The sequence below is a fragment of the Parvimonas micra genome (genome assembly GCF_037482165.1).
Lineage (GTDB): Bacteria > Bacillota > Clostridia > Tissierellales > Peptoniphilaceae > Parvimonas.
Window position 1 is genome coordinate 1440090 of sequence record NZ_CP148048.1, and the last position, 22140, is coordinate 1462229.

Consider the following 22140-nt stretch of genomic DNA (forward strand, 5'->3'; position numbering starts at 1 on the left):
TAGCCACTTAACAAAGTTATTCTCCTTATATGTCATTTCGACCGAAATGAGTGAAACGAATGAAATGAATCTAGCCCTAACTTTGTTTACTTGTAAACAAAAGTAGGTCTGACGGGGTAATTGTATCGTTAGATACAATTACTCTGGAAATCTCATAGTTTTGCTTACTCGTAAGCAAAACTAAAATGTATCGTAGATACATAGATTACAGAAACAAAAAAACAGCGAATTCAAAAATTCACTGTTTACATTTTTTGCATTTATTTACTCATAAAATGGATTGTCATTTTCGTATTTTTCGTTAAAATCGACTTTATGTCCATTTATTTCATAGCCTAATAGTAAATTTATGTTTACATTTTCGGCTGCTCTAAAAATTGAGCTGTCGACATTTTTAAAGTCTTTTTTCAAGTTTTCGATTAAGTCTTTTATTTGATATCTTTTGTTTCCAATTTTTTTAGCTGCAACCATACAAGCACAATTTAAAGGCATAAGTCCTGTTGACTTCATCCACCTTATTATATATTCTTCTTCTATAAGATATAGAGGTCTTATTATTTCCATATCTTCAAAGTTTTTCGCCTTTAGTTTAGGTGGCATTGTCTTAAAACTTCCAGCACATAATAAGTTAAGCATTGTAGTCTCAATGACATCATTAAAATGATGACCTAATGCCAATTTGTTACAGCCAAGTTCTTTAGCTTTTGCATATAGTGAGCCCCTTCTCATTCTTGCACACATATAGCAAGGATAATCTCCTGCAATTTTGTCTGCAACTGCAAAAATATCAGCAGGATAATATGTAAGAGGAATTTCAAGATATTTTGCATTTTCTAAAAGTAACTCTTTTATGGACGGATGATAACCCGGATCCATCGCAATAAATTCAAGTTCAAAATTATCTTTTCCATTCTTTTTAAGCTCTTGAAAAAGTTTTGCCATAATCAAGCTGTCTTTTCCACCTGAAATTGCAACCGCAATCTTATCTCCGTCTTCTATTAAATTGTATTCTTTAATCGCCTTTACAAATTTTGACCAGATATGTTTTCTATATCTTTTTATCAGCGACCTTTCAATATCTTTAAGTTCAGCTCTTTCATTTTCAGGAAAAAGAACAGGACAAGTCGCCTGTAAATTATTTTCTCTATTTTCCATTATATCTTTTATTTCCTTATTTTCCATATTTCTCCTATTTATGATATATTTGATTGTTCATAATTTTAAAAGCTCTGTAGATTTGTTCTAATAAAACAACTCTAAATAATTGGTGTGGGAGTGTAAATTTTGAAAAAGAAAGTTTGAAATTACTTCTTTTCTTTATTTCATCTCCTAGTCCGAAACTTCCACCGATTACGAATATAAATTTTGAGTTTCCGTCATTCATTTTATCTTCTAAAAATTTTGAAAAGTCTTCACTGCCTATTGATTTTCCTAAAATTTCAAGGGTTATAACAAAATCGGAATCTGAAATTTTATTTAAGATTCTTCCCTCTTCTTTTTTTAATACATTTTCAATTTCCAATTTACTTGGAGTTTGTGTCAAAATTTTTTCTTCAGGAATTTCAATAATTTCAATTTTTGAAAAGGCTGAAATTCTCTTTTTATACTCATCACAAGCATCTTTGAAAAATTTTTCAGATAGTTTTCCTACACATAAAATTTTTATATTCATATTACACTTCCGTTATACTGCTGTTGTCAAATCTCTTTGCAACTTCTAAATTCGTATATTGTATTACATTTTCTTTATTTAAAATTCCGAAAACTTCGTCATAAGCTAGTTTTTCTTCATTATTGGTTTCGCTTAAATGTCCAAGATATACCTTTTTGCATTTGTCAGTTACAACTTCGGAGAGTACATTTCCACTTGTAACATTTGAAATATGTCCGAAATCTCCCAAAATTCTCTGTTTTAAATTATAATCATAAGGTCCTTTTTTAAGCATTTCCAAATCGTGATTTGCCTCAAAATAAAAAATCTTTGAACCCTTAATTTTTTCTTTCATATGGTTTGTAATAATTCCCGTATCAGTTAAAAGACTAACTTTTCCATAATCTGTATTAAAGACAAAACCCATTCCTCTTGCACAGTCATGAGAAATTTCCAAAGTATATAAATCAAAAAGAGAAAATTTGTGTTTCTTTTCAGTGCCGATAACAACAATATTTTCATCTTTAATTTTACCTAATTTAGATGCTCCGGCAGTCAGTGTTTCAACATTACTGCAAATCTTGATATCATAACGTCTGGAGAGCACTCCTGCACCTCTTATATGATCAATATGTTCATGAGTTAAAAATATTAAATCTATCGTGCTAGGATCTACTCCTAAGCATTTAAGATTGCTTTCAATTTTCTTGCCACTAAAACCTGCATCTATTAAATATCTTCTATTATCAACTTCTAAAAAGCAACAATTTCCATCGCTCCCGCTAAAAAGCGGACAAAATCTTAAACCCATATTTCCTCCATTCGTACAAGCTTTATTTTATCATATTTTTGACAAAAAATCCAAAATTTTACATAAAAAAATTAGGCTTTCACCTAATTTTTATCAATAAAACTTAATCTCTTTTTTAATTCTAATTTTTTAAATAATTTTTCTCTAAAATAATCTACAAATATACATACTACAAATATCACAATATCAGTTATTAAAATATAAAATAGCATTTTTAAAGTTGAATAGTTTAAAAATGTTGCAGATTTTCCAACAATAAATCTTTTGCTAAACACTTCATGTTCATGAATTAAATAAACCGAAAAACAAAGTGGCGAAAGAAATGAAATTATTTTTCTCCACGATTTTACTTTCAACTTTGAAAATATTATTAGTAAGGATATTCCCGATAGAAGCATAGTAGAAGATGTGTAGGAGATTAATGTAAATTTAAAATCTGTAACTCCTTTTAAATCTAAATAACTTGTCAAATATGCACTTCCTAATTCTAGAATAATACAAAAAGCAAATAGAATAATCATAGAATTATTAGAAAACTTATTATGCAAATTGTATTTTTTGATAAATCCACCAATTAAGTATAATACCATTAGCCACACAAAACTTGAACCATTTCTTGTAAGGAAAATGTCCCCTGCATAAATAAAAGGTAGTACAGAAATTATAATTATAATCATAATAATTGAGTTTCTAAGAAGCTTGTATTCCATATTTTCTAATGCCGAATTTAATATTGGCATAAAGAAGAACAGACAAAAATATGCTGTAAAATACCAATATTTTGAATTTACAACTGGAAAACAAAATGTTATAAGAGTTTTAAAATTAAAATCTACAATTCCAAAAATACAGCCAATCAAGTAAAGAGAAATAGAATAAAAAACAACTCTTAACCATAATAAAACTATATTAGAATATTTGTATTTGGACTCTATTCCTACAAAACCTGAAATTAAGGCATAACAGTTCACAGCCACATAACAAATTATCTCTAAAATCCATACAATATTGTATTTTGCACTTAAGAAATATAGATTCTCACTTCTTAAAATTCCACCATACCAAAAAACATGTAAATTTACAATCATAAACATTGTAACAATTCTAAGCAAGTCAATTCCATAATTTCTGTCTTTCATTTTCGGATTCTTTATCAAAATTTCTACCTCACCATATTCAATGACAATCAAAACTTACTAAAATTAATTTCCCAACAACATCAACTTTTTTTGCATATCATCTCTCTAGTAAACCATTTTTAAACAGCAAAGTTACTAACTTTATATTTTCTTTCAAAATATATCTTACCATTTTCATCTTTTGCTATTCCCGTATGTTTTTTACCATCTTTAAAGAAAAACCTTGCTGTTCCGCTATCGTACCACCAGTTTGCCGGTTTTCCATTTTCATCATAATATATATTTCCAATATAAGTTAATTTATTTACATTATCACTTGAATTTTCGGCAACAAGTAGATTACAAAAGCCTAAATTAAGGATTAATAATAAAGAAAAAAACATTAAGAATTTCTTTTTAAATATTTTCACTTACTCCTCCTAAAAAATAAAACTAATCTATCAGAAATTATATAATAGTTCAACAAAAATGTCAAAATAACATTTTTTATATAAAAAGCCATCTTAGATCAAGATGACTTTTATAAATAAATTTTTATTTTTCTACTGACGGTGGATAGCCAAATCCTACTGGATGATGTTTACAATAAGTTTCAATCCAATATTCCAAAGTAACGATTCTTTTATAACCAATACTTTCCATTACTTTTCCATCACCAATATATATTCCAGCATGTCCATACTTACGTCCCATCCAACTTCCACTACTGCTACTTTCAACAGCTACAATCATTCCTACTTTTAGTTTGGAAATATCTGAAGTAAAAGTATATTTTCTATACAATTCATTAGCATTTCCACCTAAATATCCTAGTCCTGCATTTTGATAAACTCTTGAAACCCATTTAGCACATAGATTTCTACCTGGAGAACTTGTATTATATGCTGCATTTAAAATTCTCATCTGAACTTCCTTTGAAGCCATATAATAATTTCTATAACTTTTATATTTTCCTTCTACAAAATCCATTTCGCCGTTACCATCAACAGCTTTTCCTGTATGTTTTTTACCATCTTTGAAGAAGAACCAATCATATCCATCATCATACCAACCATTTGCAGGAAGTTTATTTCCATCATAAAAAATTTCGTTTATATAAGTTTTTCCTTCTGACTCTAGACCATCTTTATACAATTTTTCTTCATATATTCCATTGGCATATTTTCCATTTATAAAATATCTTTTACCGTTTCCATCTATTCCATATCCTGTAAATTTCTTTCCATCTCTAAAGAAAAACCAAGCAGTCCCATCGTCACACCACCAATCAGCAATTTTACCTTCTCTGTAAAAGATTTTATCTATATAACAATTTGCATATTTTCCATTTACAAATTGCATTTCACCATTGCTATCTTTTGCAAGTCCTGTATGCTTTTTTCCATCTTTAAAGAAATACCATGAACTTCCATCATCATACCACCAATTTGCTGGCTTTAAATTTTCATCATAGAATATTTCATTTATGTAAGTTTGCCCTTTAGACTTTAAACCATCTTTATATATTATTTCATCGTATTTCCCGTTAGCATATTTTCCATCTACAAAATATCTTTTTCCATTATCATCAATTCCATATCCTGTATGTTTCTTACCGTTTTGGAAAAAATACCATGCATTTCCGTCATCACACCACCAGTTTGCTAGCTTTCCTTCTTTATAAAAATTTTTATCTATGTAACAATTTGCATATTTACCATTTATAAACTGCATTTCGCCATTTCCATCTTCTGCAAGTCCTGTGTACTTTTTACCATCTTTAAAGAAATACCATGCACTTCCATCATTGTACCACCAGTTTGCAGGCATTGCATCATCTCCATAGAATAAGTCTCCAACATAAACTCTTCCTGATGACTTTACTCCATTTTTATAAAGGACATCTTTGTAAATTCCACTTCCATATTTTCCTTTAACGAAATATTTATAGCCACTTGCATCTTTTTCAATACCTGTAAATTTTTTTCCATCTTTAAAGAAATACCAAGCAGATCCATCATCATACCACCAGTTCGCTGGCTTTCCTTCTCTATATAAAATTTTATCTATATAACAATTTGCATATTTTCCATTTACAAATTGCATCTCGCCATTTCCATCTTTTGCAAGTCCTGTATGCTTTTTACCATTTTTAAAAAAATACCATGCATTTCCGTCGTTGTACCACCAGTTCGCTGGCTTTGAATCATCTCCATAGAAAATTCCATCCACATAAACTCTTCCTTTTGATTTTACTCCATTTTTATAAAGAACATCTTTGTAAATACCAGTTCCATACTTTCCATTTACAAAATATTTAGATTCACTTTTATCCTTTGTAAAACCAGTAAATTTCTTTCCATTTTGGAAAAAGTACATTTCTTTTCCGTCATTATACCATCCATTTGCAGATTTTCCATTTTCATCATAAAAAATATTTTCTACATAAACTAATTTTTTCCCATTATCATTTATATTTTCAGCAAAAAGTTTATTATTACATCCAAAAACAAAAACTAATAACAGAGAAAAAACCATTAAAGATATTTTTTTAAATGCTTTCATTTCATCCTCCTAAAAATATAATTAATCTACCAGTCATTATATAATAGTTAAATAAAAATGTCAAATGAAAATTATTTTTATAAAAAATGCTCAAAGTTTTTTCAAACAAAAAAGTCATCTTTAAAATTAAAGATAACTTTTTAAATCTAAATTTCTTTACATTCTTCCCATTCTATGTCTTCTTTTTCTAAAAGTTCTAATAGAGTTGACTTTAAAATGGGACTACATTCCCATGCAATCCCACAACCTGCTGATAAAACTCTTGGTACAGGGACAAGTTTTCCTGAAAGGTTATTTTCTTTACATACACTTTCAGTTGCCATTGCCTCTGCAGTCGTATAGAATGTTGTATACAGCTTAGTCTCTTTCATTATTCTACAATAATTTCAAAGTCTAATCCAACTTCTTTTACAGAAGTTTTCTTGCCTTGGCTGTTTGCAAAATGAGTGATATTTTTTACAACATGTGCTTCACTAGCTAAGACTTTGTAAGTTTCGTTTTTATTTTCTTTAAGGGCATCTTGTAAGATTAAAACTGGTTCTGGACAAGATAATCCTCTAACGTCTAATTCTTTCATATCTATCTCCTTAAATTTTATCTATTTTTTTCTTTTTTTAATCCATATAAAGCTACTATAAATAGTACAACTATTGAAGCAATAACAAATATTTGTCCATTTATTCCTGGACCACCTGCTGCTGCTTTGATTCCTTTTTCTACATTTTCAACTGCAGCTGCTGCTCCTGCTAATTTGAAATTATGAGCAAAGGCAGCTCCCACGAACATTCCTAGTACAGTTATAACTGAATCTGAAGAACCTGTTCCTGCAAGAACTAATTGTCTTAATGGACAACCTCCAAGTAATACTGCACAGAAACCTACTGCATACATAGATAATATATTCCAAATTGTTTGCGCATGAGCTACAGGTCCAAAAGCAACAAATTTAAAGTTGTTTGTAGCTATATTATAAACTAACATAACTATAAAAATTCCACCAATAACTGAGAATAATCTGAAATCTTTTAGTAAAATAATATCTCTAAGTGATCCAGCAAAACACATTCTACTTTTTTGTGCAATTATACCAAATATAAGTCCTACTCCAAGTGCTGCATACCATACTGCATGCATACTTCCAGGTCCTTTTTGGCTAAATGCATAAAGAGATGGAACAGCAATAACTAAAGCAAATAATCCTGCTACAACAATTGGTAGTACATATCCATTTTCTTTTTTAACAGGATAAGCTCTTCCTAAGCTAAAGCCTTTTCTTAAGAAGAATGCCCCTGTTGCAACTCCTGCTGCAAATCCTACTAATCCTACATAAGAACTTATATCTCCTGCTGACATTCTTAAAATCATTCTTAAAGGACATCCTAAGAATACAAGAGCACAAACCATCATTATTACACCTAAGAAAAATCTTATAACAGGTGATGAACCACCTGTAGATCTGTATTCTTTTGTAAATAATGAAATTAAAAATGCACCTAAAATAATACCTACTATTTCTGGTCTAAAATATTGAACCACTTCAGCATTATGGAACTTCATAGCTCCAGCAGTATCTCTAATAAAACAAGCTATACAAAAAGCCATGTTTTTCGGATTGCCTAAATATGCAAGTAAAGCTGCTCCAAGACCAGCGATAATTCCCAAAGTCAACAACCCTTTTTTAGTGTTAAAAAAACGCATTTGATTACCTCCTATCCTCTATAATTTTTTTAATCGCGTTTATAGCAAGCTCGACCTCATCAAAAGTATTTGAATGAGAAAAGCTAAATCTAACCATACCCTGTTCAACAGTACCAAGTGCCTTATGAATAAGTGGTGCACAATGAGCCCCCGGTCTTGTTGAAATTTTATACTCTTCATATAAAATACTGCTTACTTCTGAAGAGTCCATATCTGAGATATTTAAAGATACAATTGGAGCCCTAAACTCTGTTTCAAAATCCCCATAAACTGTAACTTCAGGAAATTTACTAACCCCATCATAAAATTTCCTTGAAAGTTCTAAAGCTCGTTTTGTTAAATTTTCAATTTTATTATTTAAAAGATAGTCAATAGATGCATGAAGTCCAGCAATTCCATGTGAATTTAAAGTACCAGCTTCAAGTCTTGTTGGCATCTTGTCAGGTTGAAACTCATCATAGCTGTGAGTTCCACTTCCACCAACTATAAAAGGTCTTATGTACACTTCTTCTCTGACACATAAAGCACCTGTTCCCTGTGGTCCAAGCATTGATTTATGTCCTGTAAAACATAGAACATCAATATTCATCTCTTTCATATCAATATCAAATGCTCCTGCAGTTTGAGAAGCATCTACTATAAAAAGAAGATTATTTTCTCTACAAAAATCTCCATATTTTTTTAAATCTGTAATATTTCCAGTAACATTTGATGCATGAGTTATAACTATAGCCTTAGTATTTGCTTTTATCAAAGATGGAATTTCTTCGAAATTCAAAACTCCTTTTTCAGAAACTCCAATATAACTGACTTCGACACCTTTTTCTTTTAGATAATGTATAGGTCTTAAAACAGAATTATGTTCAGAAACAGAAGTTATTATATGATCATTTTCTAAAAATAATCCATTTATTGCAATATTTAAACTTTCTGTAGCATTTTTTGTAAAAACAACCTGACGAGAATTCCCAACATTAAACATCTTTGCTATTTTTTTTCTAGTTTCAAAAACTATTCTATCAGCACTTAAACTCTCCTCATAAACTCCACGAGAGGAGTTCCCAAAGCTTTTCATTGCATTCACTACTGCATCAATAACTTCTGCAGGTTTATTTTTTGTTGTAGCTGCATTATCAAAATAGATCATCTTAATCCTCCTTCGTGAAAAAAATTATTATTATAAAAATTTATAATTTTAATTAGATTAAAATTTTATTTACTTATTAGATATTAAAAAGAAAATAAAATTTCAAGATTGTTTTCTTTAATTAAATTTATCATAACGGAAACAATCTTATAATAGGTTTATCATAAGGCATAATCCTATTAGTATTATATCAAAATTCCCTTTTGATTATGATTTATTGTAATTTTGATGAAAGAAGAACCTCACCCCTCCTCGATGCTTTGCATCGGGTTGGTGCCCAAGAACCTTGTTGCTTCGCAATTAAAATATATTTACCACAAGGCGTAAATATATTATAATTATATATCAATATGGCGACATTGTCAAATTTTACTCATATTTCAATAAAAATATCTAAATAAATTATATTTTTTAATAAGTTTTATCGTTTAAATTATATAAACCGTTAATTTATCTTAATTAACATATTTATTTAAATTACAATATAGATATTATAACTTTTTTATTAAAAATATTTATCGATTAAAATGTAAAATATCGCTAAAATATTGTAAAATTCCTATTTTAAAAACATATAAATTATGATATACTATACTTAGTTACTTATATATTAGAAAATATTCATTAAGTATAGTAATGAAGAATTTAGATTTTTTTATAAATAAGTAATAATAAATTTTATAGGAGGAAGATATGCAAAATTATTTAGTTTTAATCGGTATTGTAATTATTGTTGTTGGTTTTGTTTTAAAACTTGATGTAATTTCTGTAGTTTTAATCGCAGGTTTCGCAACAGGTCTTGCCGGTGGAAAAGGAATTCTAGAAATTTTGAATATTATAGGTAAAGGATTTGTCGAAAACAGATATATGAGTTTATTCTTTACAACACTTATCGTAATAGGTATTATGGAAAGAAATGGTCTTAAAGAAAAGGCTGCTGACGGAATACGAAAAATCAAGGGTGCTAGTGCTGGTTTAGTTATCTGGTTATATTTATTCATCCGTTGGTTAGCTGCAATATTTTCTTTACGTCTGGGTGGACATGTTCAATTTGTAAGACCTTTAATTTTACCAATGGCGGAAGGTGCTGCTACCAAGACAGTTGACCTTACTGAAACTAAACTAGAAGACTTAAAAGGTTTAGCTGGTGCTGTTGAAAATTATGGTAATTTCTTTGGACAAAATGTATTCCCTGTTGCTTCAGGTGTTTTGCTTATTGCTTCAACACTTAAAGATAAAGGATATGCTGTCGAAGGTTCTGATATAGCATACTATTCTCTATTTGTAGGTATTGCAATGATTATATTATCAGTTATTCAATGTTTCTTATTTGAAATGAAACTTAGAAAGGATGGTGTAAAAAATGTTAAAGTGGATAAGTAGTAATACATTTTTTATTGATGAATTCATTTATATTCTTTGTGGGTTAATTTCAATTTTAACAGCATTTAGAGCTTTAAAGAATAAAGAGTCAAGAATTGGTACATTTATTTTTTGGTTTTTAGTTGGAATTATATTTGCTTTTGGAGGATTCTTAATAAAATATCTTCCTGATCAAGGTGGAATCATAGTCGGCGCTATGCTTGTTGCTTGTGGATTTCTTACTCTTACAAAACAAGTTAAAATCGGAGAATTCAACCCTCCATCTGAAGAAGAAAGAAGAAAAAATGCAGATAAAGTTGGTTGGAAAATTTTTATTCCAGCATTGATTATGGCAGGACTCGGATTTTTTATGTCACAATTTAAATCATTTAAAATTGTAATCGGAACAGATGCTAAGGGTAAAGATTTAATTTTTGGATTTTCAACTGCACAAGTTTTAGGAATTTCGGCAATAATTGCTTTAATTCTAGCTATTATAATTGCTAAACCTAAAGTTGAAGATATGAAAGAAGATACTTCTAGACTTTTGATGCAAGTAGGTTCATCAAGTTTATTACCTCAACTTTTAGGTGCACTTGGAATTGTATTTACAGCTGCTGGTGTAGGTAATGTAATAGGAGAATTTGCTGGTGGTATTGTAGGCGGTGGCGGAAGAGTTGCCGGAGTTGTTGCTTACTGTTTAGGTATGGTAATCTTTACTATGATTATGGGTAATGCCTTTGCTGCATTTACTGTAATCACAATCGGTGTTGGTATTCCTTTTGTAATCGCACAAGGTGGAAATCCTGCTGTAGTTGGAGCTTTAGGTATGACTTCTGGTTACTGTGGAACACTATTAACTCCAATGGCTGCAAACTTCAACATTGTTCCAGCCGCTATTCTAGAAACTAAAGATAAATACACGATAATAAAGACACAGGCACCTATGGCTCTTGCAATGATTTTAGTTCATATCGTGCTTATGTTAGTACTAGCATTTTAGGAGATGATTAAATGAAAATATTAGTTAGTGGATTTGACCCATTTGGTGGAGAAAAAATTAATCCTGCAATTGAGTCTGTAAAATTATTACCAGACGAAATTAAAGGGGCAAAAATAATTAAAGTAGAAATTCCAACAGTAGCAAGAAAGAGTTTAAAGAAACTTGAAGAAGTTATTGAAATTGAAAAACCAGATGTAGTTTTAAGTATAGGACAAGCAGGTGGTAGAACAGATATTTCAGTAGAAAGAGTTGGAATTAATATGGATGATTTTAGAATCAAAGATAATGAAGGAAATCAACCAATTGATGAAAAAATCGCTAAAGATGGTCCTGATGCATATCTTGTAACTATTCCTATAAAAGCTATGGTTCAAAAAATGATTGAAAACAAAATTCCTGCTTCTGTTTCAAATACAGCTGGAACTTTCGTTTGTAACCATGTTTGCTACGGAATGGCACATCTTGCAAGTACAAAATATCCGAATATGAGAACAGGCTTTGTTCATATTCCATTTTTACCAGAACAAGTTGTAGATAAAAGAAATATGCCATCAATGCCATTAGAATTGATTGCAAAAGGATTAGAATATGCAATCGAAGCTATCGTTGAAAACAAAGAAGACATTAAGGTAGAAGGCGGAGCAACACATTAAAAAACAAAAAGGTTAGAGAAACTAAAAACTCTAACCTTTTTTATATAGAATAATGTCATTTTTATATAAATCCCTTACAGGACTTACTATTATTTGTAACCAAATAATCTAAGTTAGACCTAGATTGACTCCGTTGCACTTCGCTCAAGATGACGTGTTGGGAGAATCCCTATGTTAAATACTATGACGTAAAATATTTTTCACTTTATTAATTTAATGAGAATTTACACTTAACGTCTAGCCATCAAATAAAGATTCCCCTTTATACGTCATTTCGACCGTAGTGAAACGGAGCGGAGAAATCTCATACTTTTGCTTTAGCAAAAGTGAATGTATCGTAGATACATCATAATATCAACTTTATTACTTCTAATTCAAGTAAAATATACTATAAAAATTATAGTAACAATTATAGAACTTTGTGAAATATTCAAATTCATTGTATCATTTGATAAAACGATTCCGACAGAACTACTATTACTTGTAAACAAAGTTAGATCTAGATTGACTCCGTTACACTTCGCTCAAGATGACGTGTTGGGAGAATTTCTATGCTAAATACTATGACTTGAAATATTTTACTAAATAATAAAAATTTTTTCAATATTATGAATGTAAAAACTACAGAACTTTTTTATCATAGGCAAGTCTTTCAAGTTCTCCTTGCAATACTACTTCACCGGTATATTTATAACCACAAGAGATAATAAAATTTCTCATTTTTTTATTGTCTTTATGGGTATCAATTCTTAAATCCATTCTCTTTCTCTTTGCAAAATTTTCAACATATCTCATCATCTTTCTGCCAAAACTCTGTTTTTTGTATTTATTAGAAGTTGCTACCTTATGAATACTGATATAAGGAATTGAAGTATTCCATTTCCCATTTATACTTTCATAATCTTCATCTATTCCTTCAACCAAACAAACTGTAGAAACAATTTTTCTATGATATTCTAAAACATATAGGTCTATTCCCAAATGTTCATCAATATCTTTAAAACTTGGAACATATTGCCCTTGCCATTGATCAACTCCATCAGTTTTTAGTGCTTCTGCTCCTTCAAGATATATTTCTAATATACTTTCTCTATCTGACTCATTAGCCATTCTAAATGTCAAAACTTCATATTTTAAATTTAAAGAAACAAATAAAGAAAAGAAAATTATACTCATAACTAAAATACCAAAGATAATTCCAACAAGATACTTTATATTAAACTCAAAAATTGAATCAAAAAACAAATATACAAATAAGAACTCAAATTCAAAATTTATAATATTCAACATATTTAAAATATTCTTATAAAATTTATTCGAAATAGTATAACTTATAGAATTTATGTATTTAAATCCAATCTTAAAAGCAAATTCAATTAACATTAAAACAATAAGTAAAATGTAATCTCCAGTAGAGGCTTTAAATGAAAGCCCAAATATAAACATAATAACTAAAAAAATTAATTTAAGATAATCAGATAAATTTTTATTTTTGCAAAATGAATTCATTACTTTATTTTAACTCCTATATTTTTAATAATTCTCCATTGAGGAATTTTCCCATTATCTCCCCAATACTCATCAAGTTTGATAATTTTGTCGTTTTCTAGCAATATAAAGGAATTAACATAAAACGAAGATTTATCAAAGACATTTATTACCTTTGCAACTGCAATAAGTAAATTTCCAATTTGTTCAACTCTTTCAACTTCTCCACCCCATTTATCAGGATAAGTGCAATTAACTTCTATAAATTCATCAACAGTAAATCTTTCATTAGTATTATGCCAATCAATATAAGCATCTTCATTAAAAAATTTTTTAATCTCCAAAGCATTTTGACTTAAAACCAAATCAAAAAATTTATAAACATCGAACATATTTACTCCTTTTTTCTATAATAATTTTATTAAATTTATATATAATGTATATTATACTTAAAATAAAATGAAAATTCAAATTAGTTTGAATATAGTTCTTTTTATAAATTAAATTTATATTTTAGTTTAATATTTTGTACAAAAAATTATTTGAAATATATTATAAATAATTTTGATTTTTTATTCGAATTATGATACAATGTGCTTAAAATACAATGCCAGTATTATAAAACATATCTTATAGATTTGTAATGGAGGATGTCCTGCTGAAAGAATAAAACAGCAAAAAACGTTGAATATAGAAAACAGGAGAGATGATAGATGTCAGTTTTAGAATATAAATTTCTTAAAATAAATAATACTAATAAATTTAAAGTTTATTTAATTACTTTCATTTCTAATTTTATTTTATTCTATTCTCCAATAATTTTTTTATTTTATAAAAATTTTGGAATAGACATATTCAAAATAGGTATTATTTTTTCAGTAACCAGTATAAGTAATATAATTTTTGAAATTCCTTTTGGACTGTTTGCAGATAAAAAATCTCCGAAATTAAGTGTATGCATCGGTTCTGTTATGATAACTCTCTCTCTAGTCGGATTATTTTTCAGTACGAGTTTTTTCCAATTTTTAATATGTGCAATTTTTATGGCTGTTGGAGATGCCGGAATGTCCGGAGCAAATAGTGTTTTGTTAATGAACTTACTTGAAAGAGAAGAAGAAGTGTTTGAAATTTCATCAATATCAAGTGGAATTTCAAACATTCTTGGTGGACTCATAATAGGCTTTATATACAATATCAATATACGACTTCCATTTTTAATTTCGATGGTTTTATCAATATTGAATTTATTTTTGTATCTATCGATATCTGAGAAACATATAAATACTGAAAAAGAAAAAGTTCAAATAGAAAATGTAAATTTTAAAACTGCTTTTTTTATTTTTAAAAAACAAATTTTCATATTTCTAATATTATTACTTTCATATATTTCCATACCGCAAGTTGCAATTTATTTTCCCGAGTATCTGGACTTTTTCAAAATAAATTCAAAATATATCGGAATTATGTATATGATTGCAAATATAATTAGTATGTTCGGAACAAAATTTCATCAAATTTATTTAAAAAAATATAATCCCATGGTAAAACTTAAATATTGTTTTTTATTTTTAATGATTTCTACATTTGTGATGTGGATTTCGAAAAATTTTTTTGTTTCCATGTTTTTTTATGCAATATATAGATTTATAACAGGCTACTTTTACTTACTGTTTTCAATGTATATAAATTCAAAAACTGATTTACACTACAAATCTACAATATTATCAATAAAAAATGTAATTGTACAAATTGCATTTATACTAAGTGATCCTTTAGTTACATTTATAATAAAGGAATTCGGAATTAGCAGAAGTTATTGTTTTGCTTTCATTTCTATAACAGTAATATTTTTGATTGTATTATTTTATAAAACAGGCGATCCGAAAGAAACACTTTTTGAAAAGAAACCTGCTTAAATATTTGACAACTGAGAATAAAAAAATTTAAAAACTGTTTCCATCAGTTTTATATTTCGACTTTTATAAAAAAAGTCGAAGAGTTTTTACTCTTCAACTTTAGTTGTTAAAACAAAAAAATCATCCATTCATTGGGATGATTTTTTTGTTTGGCTATTTTCTATTCTCCCAGTACGAGATGTACTAGCACCTTCGACGTTTAGGAACTTTCGCTGTCGAAACTTGCCATTTGTTTCACAAATGGAGTTTCTTAGCATCTGACCTACGACGCAATCTCAGATTGCTGTTAGGTTCTAAGCTTTCAACAAAAAAATCACTCTTTTGAGTGATTTGTGATTTGTTTGGCTGTTTTCTATTCTCCCAGTACGAGATGTACTAGTACCTTCGACGTTTAGGAACTTAACTTCTGTGTTCGGTATGGGTACAGGTGTATCCTCCTAGCTATCACAGCCATACTTGTTTACTTTTTCTTTTCTTTTCATATATTTCTGTTTAAAACCCTTACAACTAAAGAGTATATATTTCTGGTCAAGCTTTCGATTTATTAGTATCAGTTAGCTTTGATGTTGCCACCTTTACACCTCTGACCTATCTACGACATTTTCTGTATCGAATCTCTCTTGCATTGCTGCAACAGGAAATCTCATCTTGAGGGGGGCTTCGTGCTTAGATGCCTTCAGCACTTATCCCTTCCAGACTTAGCTATTCAGCATTACCATTGGCATGATAACTGATACACCAGCGGTCTGTCCATCCCGGTCCTCTCGTACTAAGGACAGCTCCTCTCAAATTTCCTTCGCCCACGATGGATAGGGACCGAACTGTCTCACGACGTTCTGAACCCAGCTCGCGTGCCTCTTTAATGGGCGAACAGCCCAACCCTTGGGACCTACTCCAGCCCCAGGATGAGACGAGCCGACATCGAGGTGCCAAACCTCCCCGTCGATGTGAACTCTTGGGGGAGATAAGCCTGTTATCCCCGGGGTAGCTTTTATCCGTTGAGCGATGGCCCTTCCACTCGGTACCACCGGATCACTAAGTCCTAGTTTCCTATCTGCTCCACTTGTTGGTGTCGCAGTTAAGCTCCCTTTTGCCTTTGCACTCTTAGAATGATTTCCATCCATTCTGAGGGAACCTTTGAACGCCTCCGTTACTCTTTAGGAGGCGACCGCCCCAGTCAAACTGCCCAACTGACAGTGTCCTTATACTCGCTTCAGAGTATCAAGTTAGAAATTTAGTATCAAAAGAGTGGTATCCCAACAGTGACTCCACGAAAACTGGCGCTCTCGTTTCTCAGTCTCCCACCTATCCTGTACATTTAATACCAAATTCCAATGCCAGCCTACAGTAAAGCTCCACGGGGTCTTTCCGTCCTATCGTGGGTAAGTCGCATCTTCACGACTACTACAATTTCACCGGATCCTTTGTTGAGACAGTGCCCAAATCATTACACCTTTCGTGCGGGTCGGAACTTACCCGACAAGGAATTTCGCTACCTTAGGACCGTTATAGTTACGGCCGCCGTTTACTGGGGCTTAAGTTCTATGCTTCGATTGCTCTTACATTTCCCCTTAACCTTCCAGCACCGGGCAGGTGTCAGCCCCTATACTTCATCTTTCGATTTAGCAGAGACTTGTGTTTTTGGTAAACAGTTGCTTGGGCCTATTCTCTGCGACCACTCTATGCTCTGGGCGTATGCCCTTCACATCTAATGGTACCCCTTCTCCCGAAGTTACGGGGTCATTTTGCCGAGTTCCTTAACAAAGGTTCTTCCGCGCGTCTTAGGATTCTCTCCTTGCCTACCTGTGTCGGTTTTGGTACGGGTATCTTCTCACTCAATAGTACCTTTTCTTGGCAGTTTGGAATCTGTTGCTTCACTACTTATTTTTCGCTCCCCATCACATCTCGATATTAAGAATAGGGATTTGCCTCTATTCTCTACCTACTTGCTTAGACGTGCTCTACCATTCACACGCTCAACATATCCTCCTGCGTCAGTACTTCTCTCAAACATTCAAAGATAGTACAGGAATCTCAACCTGTTGTCCATCGCTTACGCTTTTCAGCCTGGGCTTAGGTCCCGACTTACCCTGAGAGGACGAGCCTTCCTCAGGAATCCTTAGGCTTTCGACGGGAGGGATTCTCACCCTCCTTTTCGCTACTCATGCCAGCATTCTCTCTTCTGTAAAGTCCACTTCGTCTTCCAACTTAGCTTCACCCCTTACACAATGCTCCTCTACCACTAATTTACATTAGTCCACAGCTTCGGTATTAGATTTTAGCCCCGTTCATTTTCGGCGCTCTACCACTTGACCAGTGAGCTATTACGCACTCTTTAAATGTATGGCTGCTTCTAAGCCAACATCCTGGTTGTCTAAGTAGTAAAACATCCTTTACCACTTAATCTATATTTAGGGACCTTAGCTGGTGGTCTGGGCTCTTTCCCTTTTGACTATGAAGCTTATCCCACATAGTCTGACTCCCAATCATCATTTATCAGGTATTCGCAGTTTGATAACTTTCGGTAATGTCTAACACCCCTACGGTATTCAGTGCTCTACCCCCTGTAAACTAAATTGAGGCTAGCCCTAAAGCTATTTCGAGGAGAACCAGCTATCTCCAAGTTCGATTGGCTTTTCACCCCTATCCACAAGTCATCCGATAGCTTTTAAACGCTACCCGGTTCGGTCCTCCATGAAATTTTACTTTCACTTCAACCTGCCCATGGATAGATCACCTGGTTTCGGGTCTATGGCATACGACTTATTCGCCCTATTCAGACTCGGTTTCCCTACGGCTCCGTAACTTCATTACTTAACCTTGCCGCACACCATAACTCGCTGGCCCGTTCTACAAAAAGTACGATATCATCTCTCTTAAGACTCTATCTGCTTGTAGGCATAAGGTTTCAGGTTCTATTTCACTCCCCTCCCGGGGTTCTTTTCACCTTTCCCTCACGGTACTATTCTCTATCGGTCACTGAGTAGTATTTAGCCTTAGGGGGTGGTCCCCCCATATTCACACAGGATTTCTCGTGTCCCATGCTACTCTTTCTAAGTCAGAATAAGTCTGATTTCGTTTACAAGACTTTCACTTTCTTCGGTTGATCTTCCCAGACCATTCAACTATCTTTCTTCTTCCTTAACTTAATTTGGGCTCTTTCCATTTCGCTCGCCGCTACTTTGAAAATCGAATTTTTTCTTTCTTTTCGTCTGGCTACTTAGATGTTTCAGTTCACCAACTATTCCCTCTTATTGCTATGTATTCACAACAAGATACTTGAGGTTTGCTCAAGTGGGTTTCCCCATTCGGACATTCCCGGATCACAGGATATTTGCTCCTCCCCGAGACTTTTCGCAGCTTGTCACGTCCTTCTTCGGCTCTCAGTGCCAAGGCATTCACCTTATGCCCTTGGTCGCTTGACCAGAAATATATTTCTCTTTAATTGTCAGGTTTCTTGGTGGAGATGAGGAGATTCGAACTCCTGACCCCCTGCTTGCAAGGCAGGTGCTCTCCCAACTGAGCTACACCCCCAAAATGTTTTTTTCGATAGTAAAAAATATTTTGAAGGTCTTGCGTGCCCCTTTTTCTTTTATACTATCATTTTGGTATTTTCTTTTAGTTAGCCTTACAGCTTTTGGTTTAAAATTAAAAATTTTAAAAAAAATATGAACCAAAAAACAGTGATAAAACTAAGAATTTTAATTGAACTGTCGTTCTTTGTACTCCTTAGAAAGGAGGTGATCCAGCCGCACCTTCCGATACGGCTACCTTGTTACGACTTCACCCCAGTCATTAACCCTACCTTCGACGCCTTCCTCCTTGCGGTTAGATCGGCGGCTTCGGGTATTGCCAACTCCCATGGTGTGACGGGCGGTGTGTACAAGACCCGGGAACGCATTCACCGCGACATTCTGATTCGCGATTACTAGCAACTCCGACTTCATGTAGGCGAGTTGCAGCCTACAATCCGAACTGAGATTGGTTTTTAGAGTTTTGCTTAACATCACTGTCTAGCTTCTCGTTGTACCAACCATTGTAGCACGTGTGTAGCCCAAGACATAAAGGGCATGATGATTTGACGTCATCCCCACCTTCCTCCGATTTGTCATCGGCAGTCTCTCCAGAGTCCCCATCATTACATGCTGGCAACTGAAGATAAGGGTTGCGCTCGTTGCGGGACTTAACCCAACATCTCACGACACGAGCTGACGACAACCATGCACCACCTGTATAGCTGTCCCGAGGGACTTATCAATTTCTCAATAACTCAACTATATGTCAAGCCTTGGTAAGGTTCTTCGCGTTGCTTCGAATTAAACCACATGCTCCGCTGCTTGTGCGGGTCCCCGTCAATTCCTTTGAGTTTCAGTGTTGCCACCGTACTCCCCAGGCGGAATGCTTAATGTGTTAACTTCGGCACCGAGATTTGACTCCCAACACCTAGCATTCATCGTTTACGGCGTGGACTACCAGGGTATCTAATCCTGTTTGCTCCCCACGCTTTCGTACCTGAGCGTCAGTAAAAGTCCAGAAAGTCGCCTTCGCCACCGGTATTCCTCCTAATATCTACGCATTTCACCGCTACACTAGGAATTCCACTTTCCTCTCCTTCACTCAAGCCTTCCAGTTTCAAGTGCTTAATGAGGTTAAGCCTCACGCTTTCACACCTGACTTAATAGGCCGCCTACGTACCCTTTACGCCCAATAATTCCGGACAACGCTCGCCCCATACGTATTACCGCGGCTGCTGGCACGTATTTAGCCGGGGCTTCCTCCTATGATACCGTCATTATCTTCTCATAGGACAGAGCTTTACGATTCGAAAACCTTCTTCGCTCACGCGGCGTCGCTGCATCAGGGTTCCCCCCATTGTGCAATATTCCCCACTGCTGCCTCCCGTAGGAGTTTGGACCGTGTCTCAGTTCCAATGTGGCCGTTCATCCTCTCAGACCGGCTACTGATCGTTGCCTTGGTAGGCCTTTACCCTTCCAACTAGCTAATCAGACGCGAGCCCATCTTACACCGATAAATCTTTTACCCCTAAGCCATGTGGCTTTGTGGTCTCATGCGGTATTAATCGTCGTTTCCAACGGCTATCCCCCTGTGTAAGGTAGGTTGCTCACGTGTTACTCACCCGTTCGCCACTTTCATTTCATTTCCGTCCCCGAAGGGCTTTCCACAAAAATCACGTTCGACTTGCATGTGTTAAGCACGCCGCCAGCGTTCGTCCTGAGCCAGGATCAAACTCTCTATTAAAAGTTCGTCTGCTCTCGCTGACTTTTTTACACCTAAATTATTGTTTTTCTTTGTACTCTCAAAGTTTTTATCACTGTTTACTTTTCTTGATTCGTGTCACTCTTGTTGCGACCTTAATATTATATCACTTGGATATCCCTTTGTCAACACTTTTTTAAAATTTTTTTAAAATTTTCTTAGACGGGTAAAAACAGAAATCAGATAGCCGTTTATCTGAAAGACAAAGAAATACTAACCCCAACCTTTTATATGAAACAGCAAGGCATAGGAAGCGCAAAAAGCAGAACACTCAATCAAGAGAACCGCTATAACTAGAACAAAGCAACCCTAACACGCATACTGAAAAGACAGGAGTGTTGTGGCGATGTAGTCAACTTCAAGACTAAAAGCATCATAGGGATAAAAGAAACCACTATGTCGATAAAGATAAGTGGCAAATCACTTCCGATGTGCATGAGCCAATTACCGACCGAGCCACCTATGAAAATGTACAGCGGATATTAAAAAACGCACCTGTCAAAAGACCGAACAGAGATGGAGAAATCCACCCATTATCGGGATTGATGTACTGTAAAGATTGCGGAACAAAAATGCACATTCGCATCATACACAAAAATGGAAGAGTACAGCATGTAACCTATTGCAGTGAATATGCCAAAGGGAAAGCAAAGCACTCCAAATACAACTCCCCCACACCGCATTGATGTTGATGAGGTCATGGAAACGCTCAAAGAAGTTTTACGAAAGATAGGCAAGTTTTCATTCACAAACAAATCAGAGTTTGAAGCACTGGTAAAAAACAGTCTTGCCAAAGAACAGACTGAAGAAGTCAAGAAAAATAAAAAGCGTATGCCACAAATCACAGACCGAATGGAACAGATAGAAAGAGTGATGAATAAGCTCTACGAAGATAATGCACTTGGAAATATGGATACAGAACGCTATGAACAGTTATCAAGAAAGTATGCAAAAGAATATTACACCTTAAAAGCAGAAAAAGAAGAAATCAAAGAACGCTTATCCGAATATGAAAATGCAAACAAAAGAGCAAAGAGATTTATCAGACTTGCAGAAAGCTATTCCAACTTTGAAGAACTTACCCCCACCATTATCAATGAGTTTATCAGTAAAATCATAGTACATGAAAGAGATGTAAAAAGAGCAAAATATATTGTTCAGCGAATAGAGGTTTATTTTAACTATATCGGAAAATTTGAAAATGAACTTACAAAACAGATAGAGCCGACAGAACAAAAAATGATACAGATGAGGAAAGAAATCGAAGAAGCCAAGAAAGAAAAAGCATGAGCCTACCATAAGGCATATTCCAAAGAGTACCGAGCCAAAAACATTGAAAAGTTTAGAGAGTATGAGAAAGTAAAAGCACGAGAGTACCGAGCAAAAAAGAAGTTACAAGCAACAACCTAAAACGAAATATCAACCAATACGAAAAGAGGTTTCCTAAGTAC

16 protein-coding genes, 1 tRNA gene, 3 rRNA genes and 1 pseudogene are annotated in these 22140 nt (G+C 33.2%); 5 read left to right on the forward strand and 16 right to left on the reverse strand.

What is annotated here, in order from left to right:
• Positions 1-264: 264 nt before the first annotated feature.
• The 10 genes from WFJ11_RS06960 to WFJ11_RS07005 all read right to left on the reverse strand — a co-directional run bounded on the left by WFJ11_RS06960 (position 265) and on the right by WFJ11_RS07005 (position 8990).
• Positions 265-1182, reverse strand: a complete 918-nt coding sequence (locus WFJ11_RS06960) for a tRNA 2-thiocytidine(32) synthetase TtcA (protein ID WP_009354776.1) — start codon at positions 1180-1182, stop codon at positions 265-267.
• A gap of 7 nt (positions 1183-1189) precedes the next feature.
• Positions 1190-1672 carry a 23S rRNA (pseudouridine(1915)-N(3))-methyltransferase RlmH gene (gene rlmH, locus WFJ11_RS06965; RefSeq protein WP_269752528.1) on the reverse strand — a complete coding sequence of 161 codons (483 nt, stop codon included), beginning with the start codon at positions 1670-1672 and terminating at the stop codon, positions 1190-1192.
• Position 1673: 1 nt separating this feature from the next.
• Positions 1674-2462: an MBL fold metallo-hydrolase gene (locus WFJ11_RS06970; protein WP_338817321.1), complete on the reverse strand. Its 789-nt coding sequence runs from the start codon at positions 2460-2462 to the stop codon at positions 1674-1676.
• Between the two features lie 83 nt (positions 2463-2545).
• Entirely contained in the window at positions 2546-3652 is a 1107-nt protein-coding gene (locus tag WFJ11_RS06975) for an acyltransferase family protein (RefSeq protein ID WP_338817323.1), read from the reverse strand.
• 68 nt (positions 3653-3720) lie between these two features.
• Entirely contained in the window at positions 3721-4011 is a 291-nt protein-coding gene (locus WFJ11_RS06980; RefSeq protein WP_338817324.1) for a hypothetical protein, read from the reverse strand.
• A gap of 124 nt (positions 4012-4135) precedes the next feature.
• Positions 4136-6145 carry a hypothetical protein gene (locus WFJ11_RS06985; protein ID WP_338817325.1) on the reverse strand — a complete coding sequence of 670 codons (2010 nt, stop codon included), beginning with the start codon at positions 6143-6145 and terminating at the stop codon, positions 4136-4138.
• Between the two features lie 146 nt (positions 6146-6291).
• The gene (locus WFJ11_RS06990; protein ID WP_039868584.1) at positions 6292-6516 is read right to left on the reverse strand and encodes a putative Se/S carrier-like protein; all 225 of its coding nucleotides are present in this window, start codon (positions 6514-6516) and stop codon (positions 6292-6294) included.
• Complete coding sequence (locus tag WFJ11_RS06995) at positions 6516-6722, reverse strand: sulfurtransferase TusA family protein (RefSeq protein ID WP_004831973.1); 207 nt, start codon at positions 6720-6722, stop codon at positions 6516-6518. The genes WFJ11_RS06990 and WFJ11_RS06995 overlap by 1 nt, the downstream gene beginning before the upstream one ends.
• Positions 6723-6739: 17 nt before the next feature.
• The gene (gene yedE, locus WFJ11_RS07000) at positions 6740-7843 is read right to left on the reverse strand and encodes a YedE family putative selenium transporter (protein ID WP_338817327.1); all 1104 of its coding nucleotides are present in this window, start codon (positions 7841-7843) and stop codon (positions 6740-6742) included.
• Positions 7844-7847: 4 nt separating this feature from the next.
• Positions 7848-8990: an aminotransferase class V-fold PLP-dependent enzyme gene (locus tag WFJ11_RS07005; RefSeq protein ID WP_009355060.1), complete on the reverse strand. Its 1143-nt coding sequence runs from the start codon at positions 8988-8990 to the stop codon at positions 7848-7850.
• Positions 8991-9683: 693 nt separating this feature from the next.
• Between WFJ11_RS07005 and WFJ11_RS07010 the strand changes: the two genes are divergently transcribed.
• From WFJ11_RS07010 to pcp, 3 genes are read left to right on the forward strand one after another with little or no spacing between them, the layout of a single operon-like run.
• Positions 9684-10373: a DUF969 domain-containing protein gene (locus tag WFJ11_RS07010; protein WP_009447684.1), complete on the forward strand. Its 690-nt coding sequence runs from the start codon at positions 9684-9686 to the stop codon at positions 10371-10373.
• Positions 10354-11355, forward strand: a complete 1002-nt coding sequence (locus tag WFJ11_RS07015) for a DUF979 domain-containing protein (RefSeq protein WP_009447583.1) — start codon at positions 10354-10356, stop codon at positions 11353-11355. Before WFJ11_RS07010 ends, WFJ11_RS07015 begins: the two co-directional genes overlap by 20 nt.
• An 11-nt stretch (positions 11356-11366) precedes the next feature.
• Complete coding sequence (gene pcp / locus WFJ11_RS07020; RefSeq protein WP_009447689.1) at positions 11367-12008, forward strand: pyroglutamyl-peptidase I; 642 nt, start codon at positions 11367-11369, stop codon at positions 12006-12008.
• A 621-nt stretch (positions 12009-12629) separates the two neighbouring features.
• Here pcp and WFJ11_RS07025 read toward each other — a convergent pair.
• Both WFJ11_RS07025 and WFJ11_RS07030 read right to left on the reverse strand, forming a co-directional pair.
• Positions 12630-13517: a GNAT family N-acetyltransferase gene (locus WFJ11_RS07025; protein ID WP_338817328.1), complete on the reverse strand. Its 888-nt coding sequence runs from the start codon at positions 13515-13517 to the stop codon at positions 12630-12632.
• On the reverse strand, positions 13517-13888 hold the full coding sequence (locus WFJ11_RS07030) for a nuclear transport factor 2 family protein (RefSeq protein WP_338817329.1): 372 nt from the start codon (positions 13886-13888) through the stop codon (positions 13517-13519). Before WFJ11_RS07030 ends, WFJ11_RS07025 begins: the two co-directional genes overlap by 1 nt.
• 321 nt (positions 13889-14209) lie before the next feature.
• Between WFJ11_RS07030 and WFJ11_RS07035 the strand changes: the two genes are divergently transcribed.
• Entirely contained in the window at positions 14210-15412 is a 1203-nt protein-coding gene (locus tag WFJ11_RS07035; RefSeq protein WP_338817331.1) for an MFS transporter, read from the forward strand.
• A 339-nt stretch (positions 15413-15751) separates the two neighbouring features.
• Here WFJ11_RS07035 and rrf read toward each other — a convergent pair.
• The 4 genes from rrf to WFJ11_RS07055 form a co-directional block, all read right to left on the reverse strand.
• A 5S ribosomal RNA gene (gene rrf / locus WFJ11_RS07040) occupies positions 15752-15867 on the reverse strand.
• A 69-nt stretch (positions 15868-15936) separates the two neighbouring features.
• Positions 15937-18837: ribosomal RNA gene (locus WFJ11_RS07045) — 23S ribosomal RNA — on the reverse strand.
• 33 nt (positions 18838-18870) lie between these two features.
• A tRNA-Ala gene (locus tag WFJ11_RS07050) sits at positions 18871-18946 on the reverse strand.
• 199 nt (positions 18947-19145) lie between these two features.
• Positions 19146-20671, reverse strand: a 16S ribosomal RNA gene (locus WFJ11_RS07055).
• The 16S, 23S and 5S rRNA genes sit together here with 1 tRNA gene alongside, the layout of an rRNA operon.
• A gap of 183 nt (positions 20672-20854) precedes the next feature.
• Between WFJ11_RS07055 and WFJ11_RS07060 the strand changes: the two are divergent.
• Positions 20855-22099, forward strand: a pseudogene (locus WFJ11_RS07060) (DUF4368 domain-containing protein); the annotation flags it as partial.
• Positions 22100-22140 lie beyond the last annotated feature (41 nt).

Coding starts and splice junctions, on each gene's coding strand:
- WFJ11_RS07005 (WP_009355060.1), bottom strand. CDS start 8,990: ATGATCTATTTTGATAATGCAGCTACAACAAAAAATAAACCTGCAGAA.
- WFJ11_RS07010 (WP_009447684.1), top strand. CDS start 9,684: ATGCAAAATTATTTAGTTTTAATCGGTATTGTAATTATTGTTGTTGGT.
- rlmH (WP_269752528.1), bottom strand. CDS start 1,672: ATGAATATAAAAATTTTATGTGTAGGAAAACTATCTGAAAAATTTTTC.
- yedE (WP_338817327.1), bottom strand. CDS start 7,843: ATGCGTTTTTTTAACACTAAAAAAGGGTTGTTGACTTTGGGAATTATC.
- WFJ11_RS06970 (WP_338817321.1), bottom strand. CDS start 2,462: ATGGGTTTAAGATTTTGTCCGCTTTTTAGCGGGAGCGATGGAAATTGT.
- pcp (WP_009447689.1), top strand. CDS start 11,367: ATGAAAATATTAGTTAGTGGATTTGACCCATTTGGTGGAGAAAAAATT.
- WFJ11_RS07015 (WP_009447583.1), top strand. CDS start 10,354: ATGTTAAAGTGGATAAGTAGTAATACATTTTTTATTGATGAATTCATT.
- WFJ11_RS06990 (WP_039868584.1), bottom strand. CDS start 6,516: ATGAAAGAGACTAAGCTGTATACAACATTCTATACGACTGCAGAGGCA.
- WFJ11_RS07030 (WP_338817329.1), bottom strand. CDS start 13,888: ATGTTCGATGTTTATAAATTTTTTGATTTGGTTTTAAGTCAAAATGCT.
- WFJ11_RS06960 (WP_009354776.1), bottom strand. CDS start 1,182: ATGGAAAATAAGGAAATAAAAGATATAATGGAAAATAGAGAAAATAAT.
- WFJ11_RS07025 (WP_338817328.1), bottom strand. CDS start 13,517: ATGAATTCATTTTGCAAAAATAAAAATTTATCTGATTATCTTAAATTA.
- WFJ11_RS06985 (WP_338817325.1), bottom strand. CDS start 6,145: ATGAAAGCATTTAAAAAAATATCTTTAATGGTTTTTTCTCTGTTATTA.
- WFJ11_RS07035 (WP_338817331.1), top strand. CDS start 14,210: ATGTCAGTTTTAGAATATAAATTTCTTAAAATAAATAATACTAATAAA.
- WFJ11_RS06995 (WP_004831973.1), bottom strand. CDS start 6,722: ATGAAAGAATTAGACGTTAGAGGATTATCTTGTCCAGAACCAGTTTTA.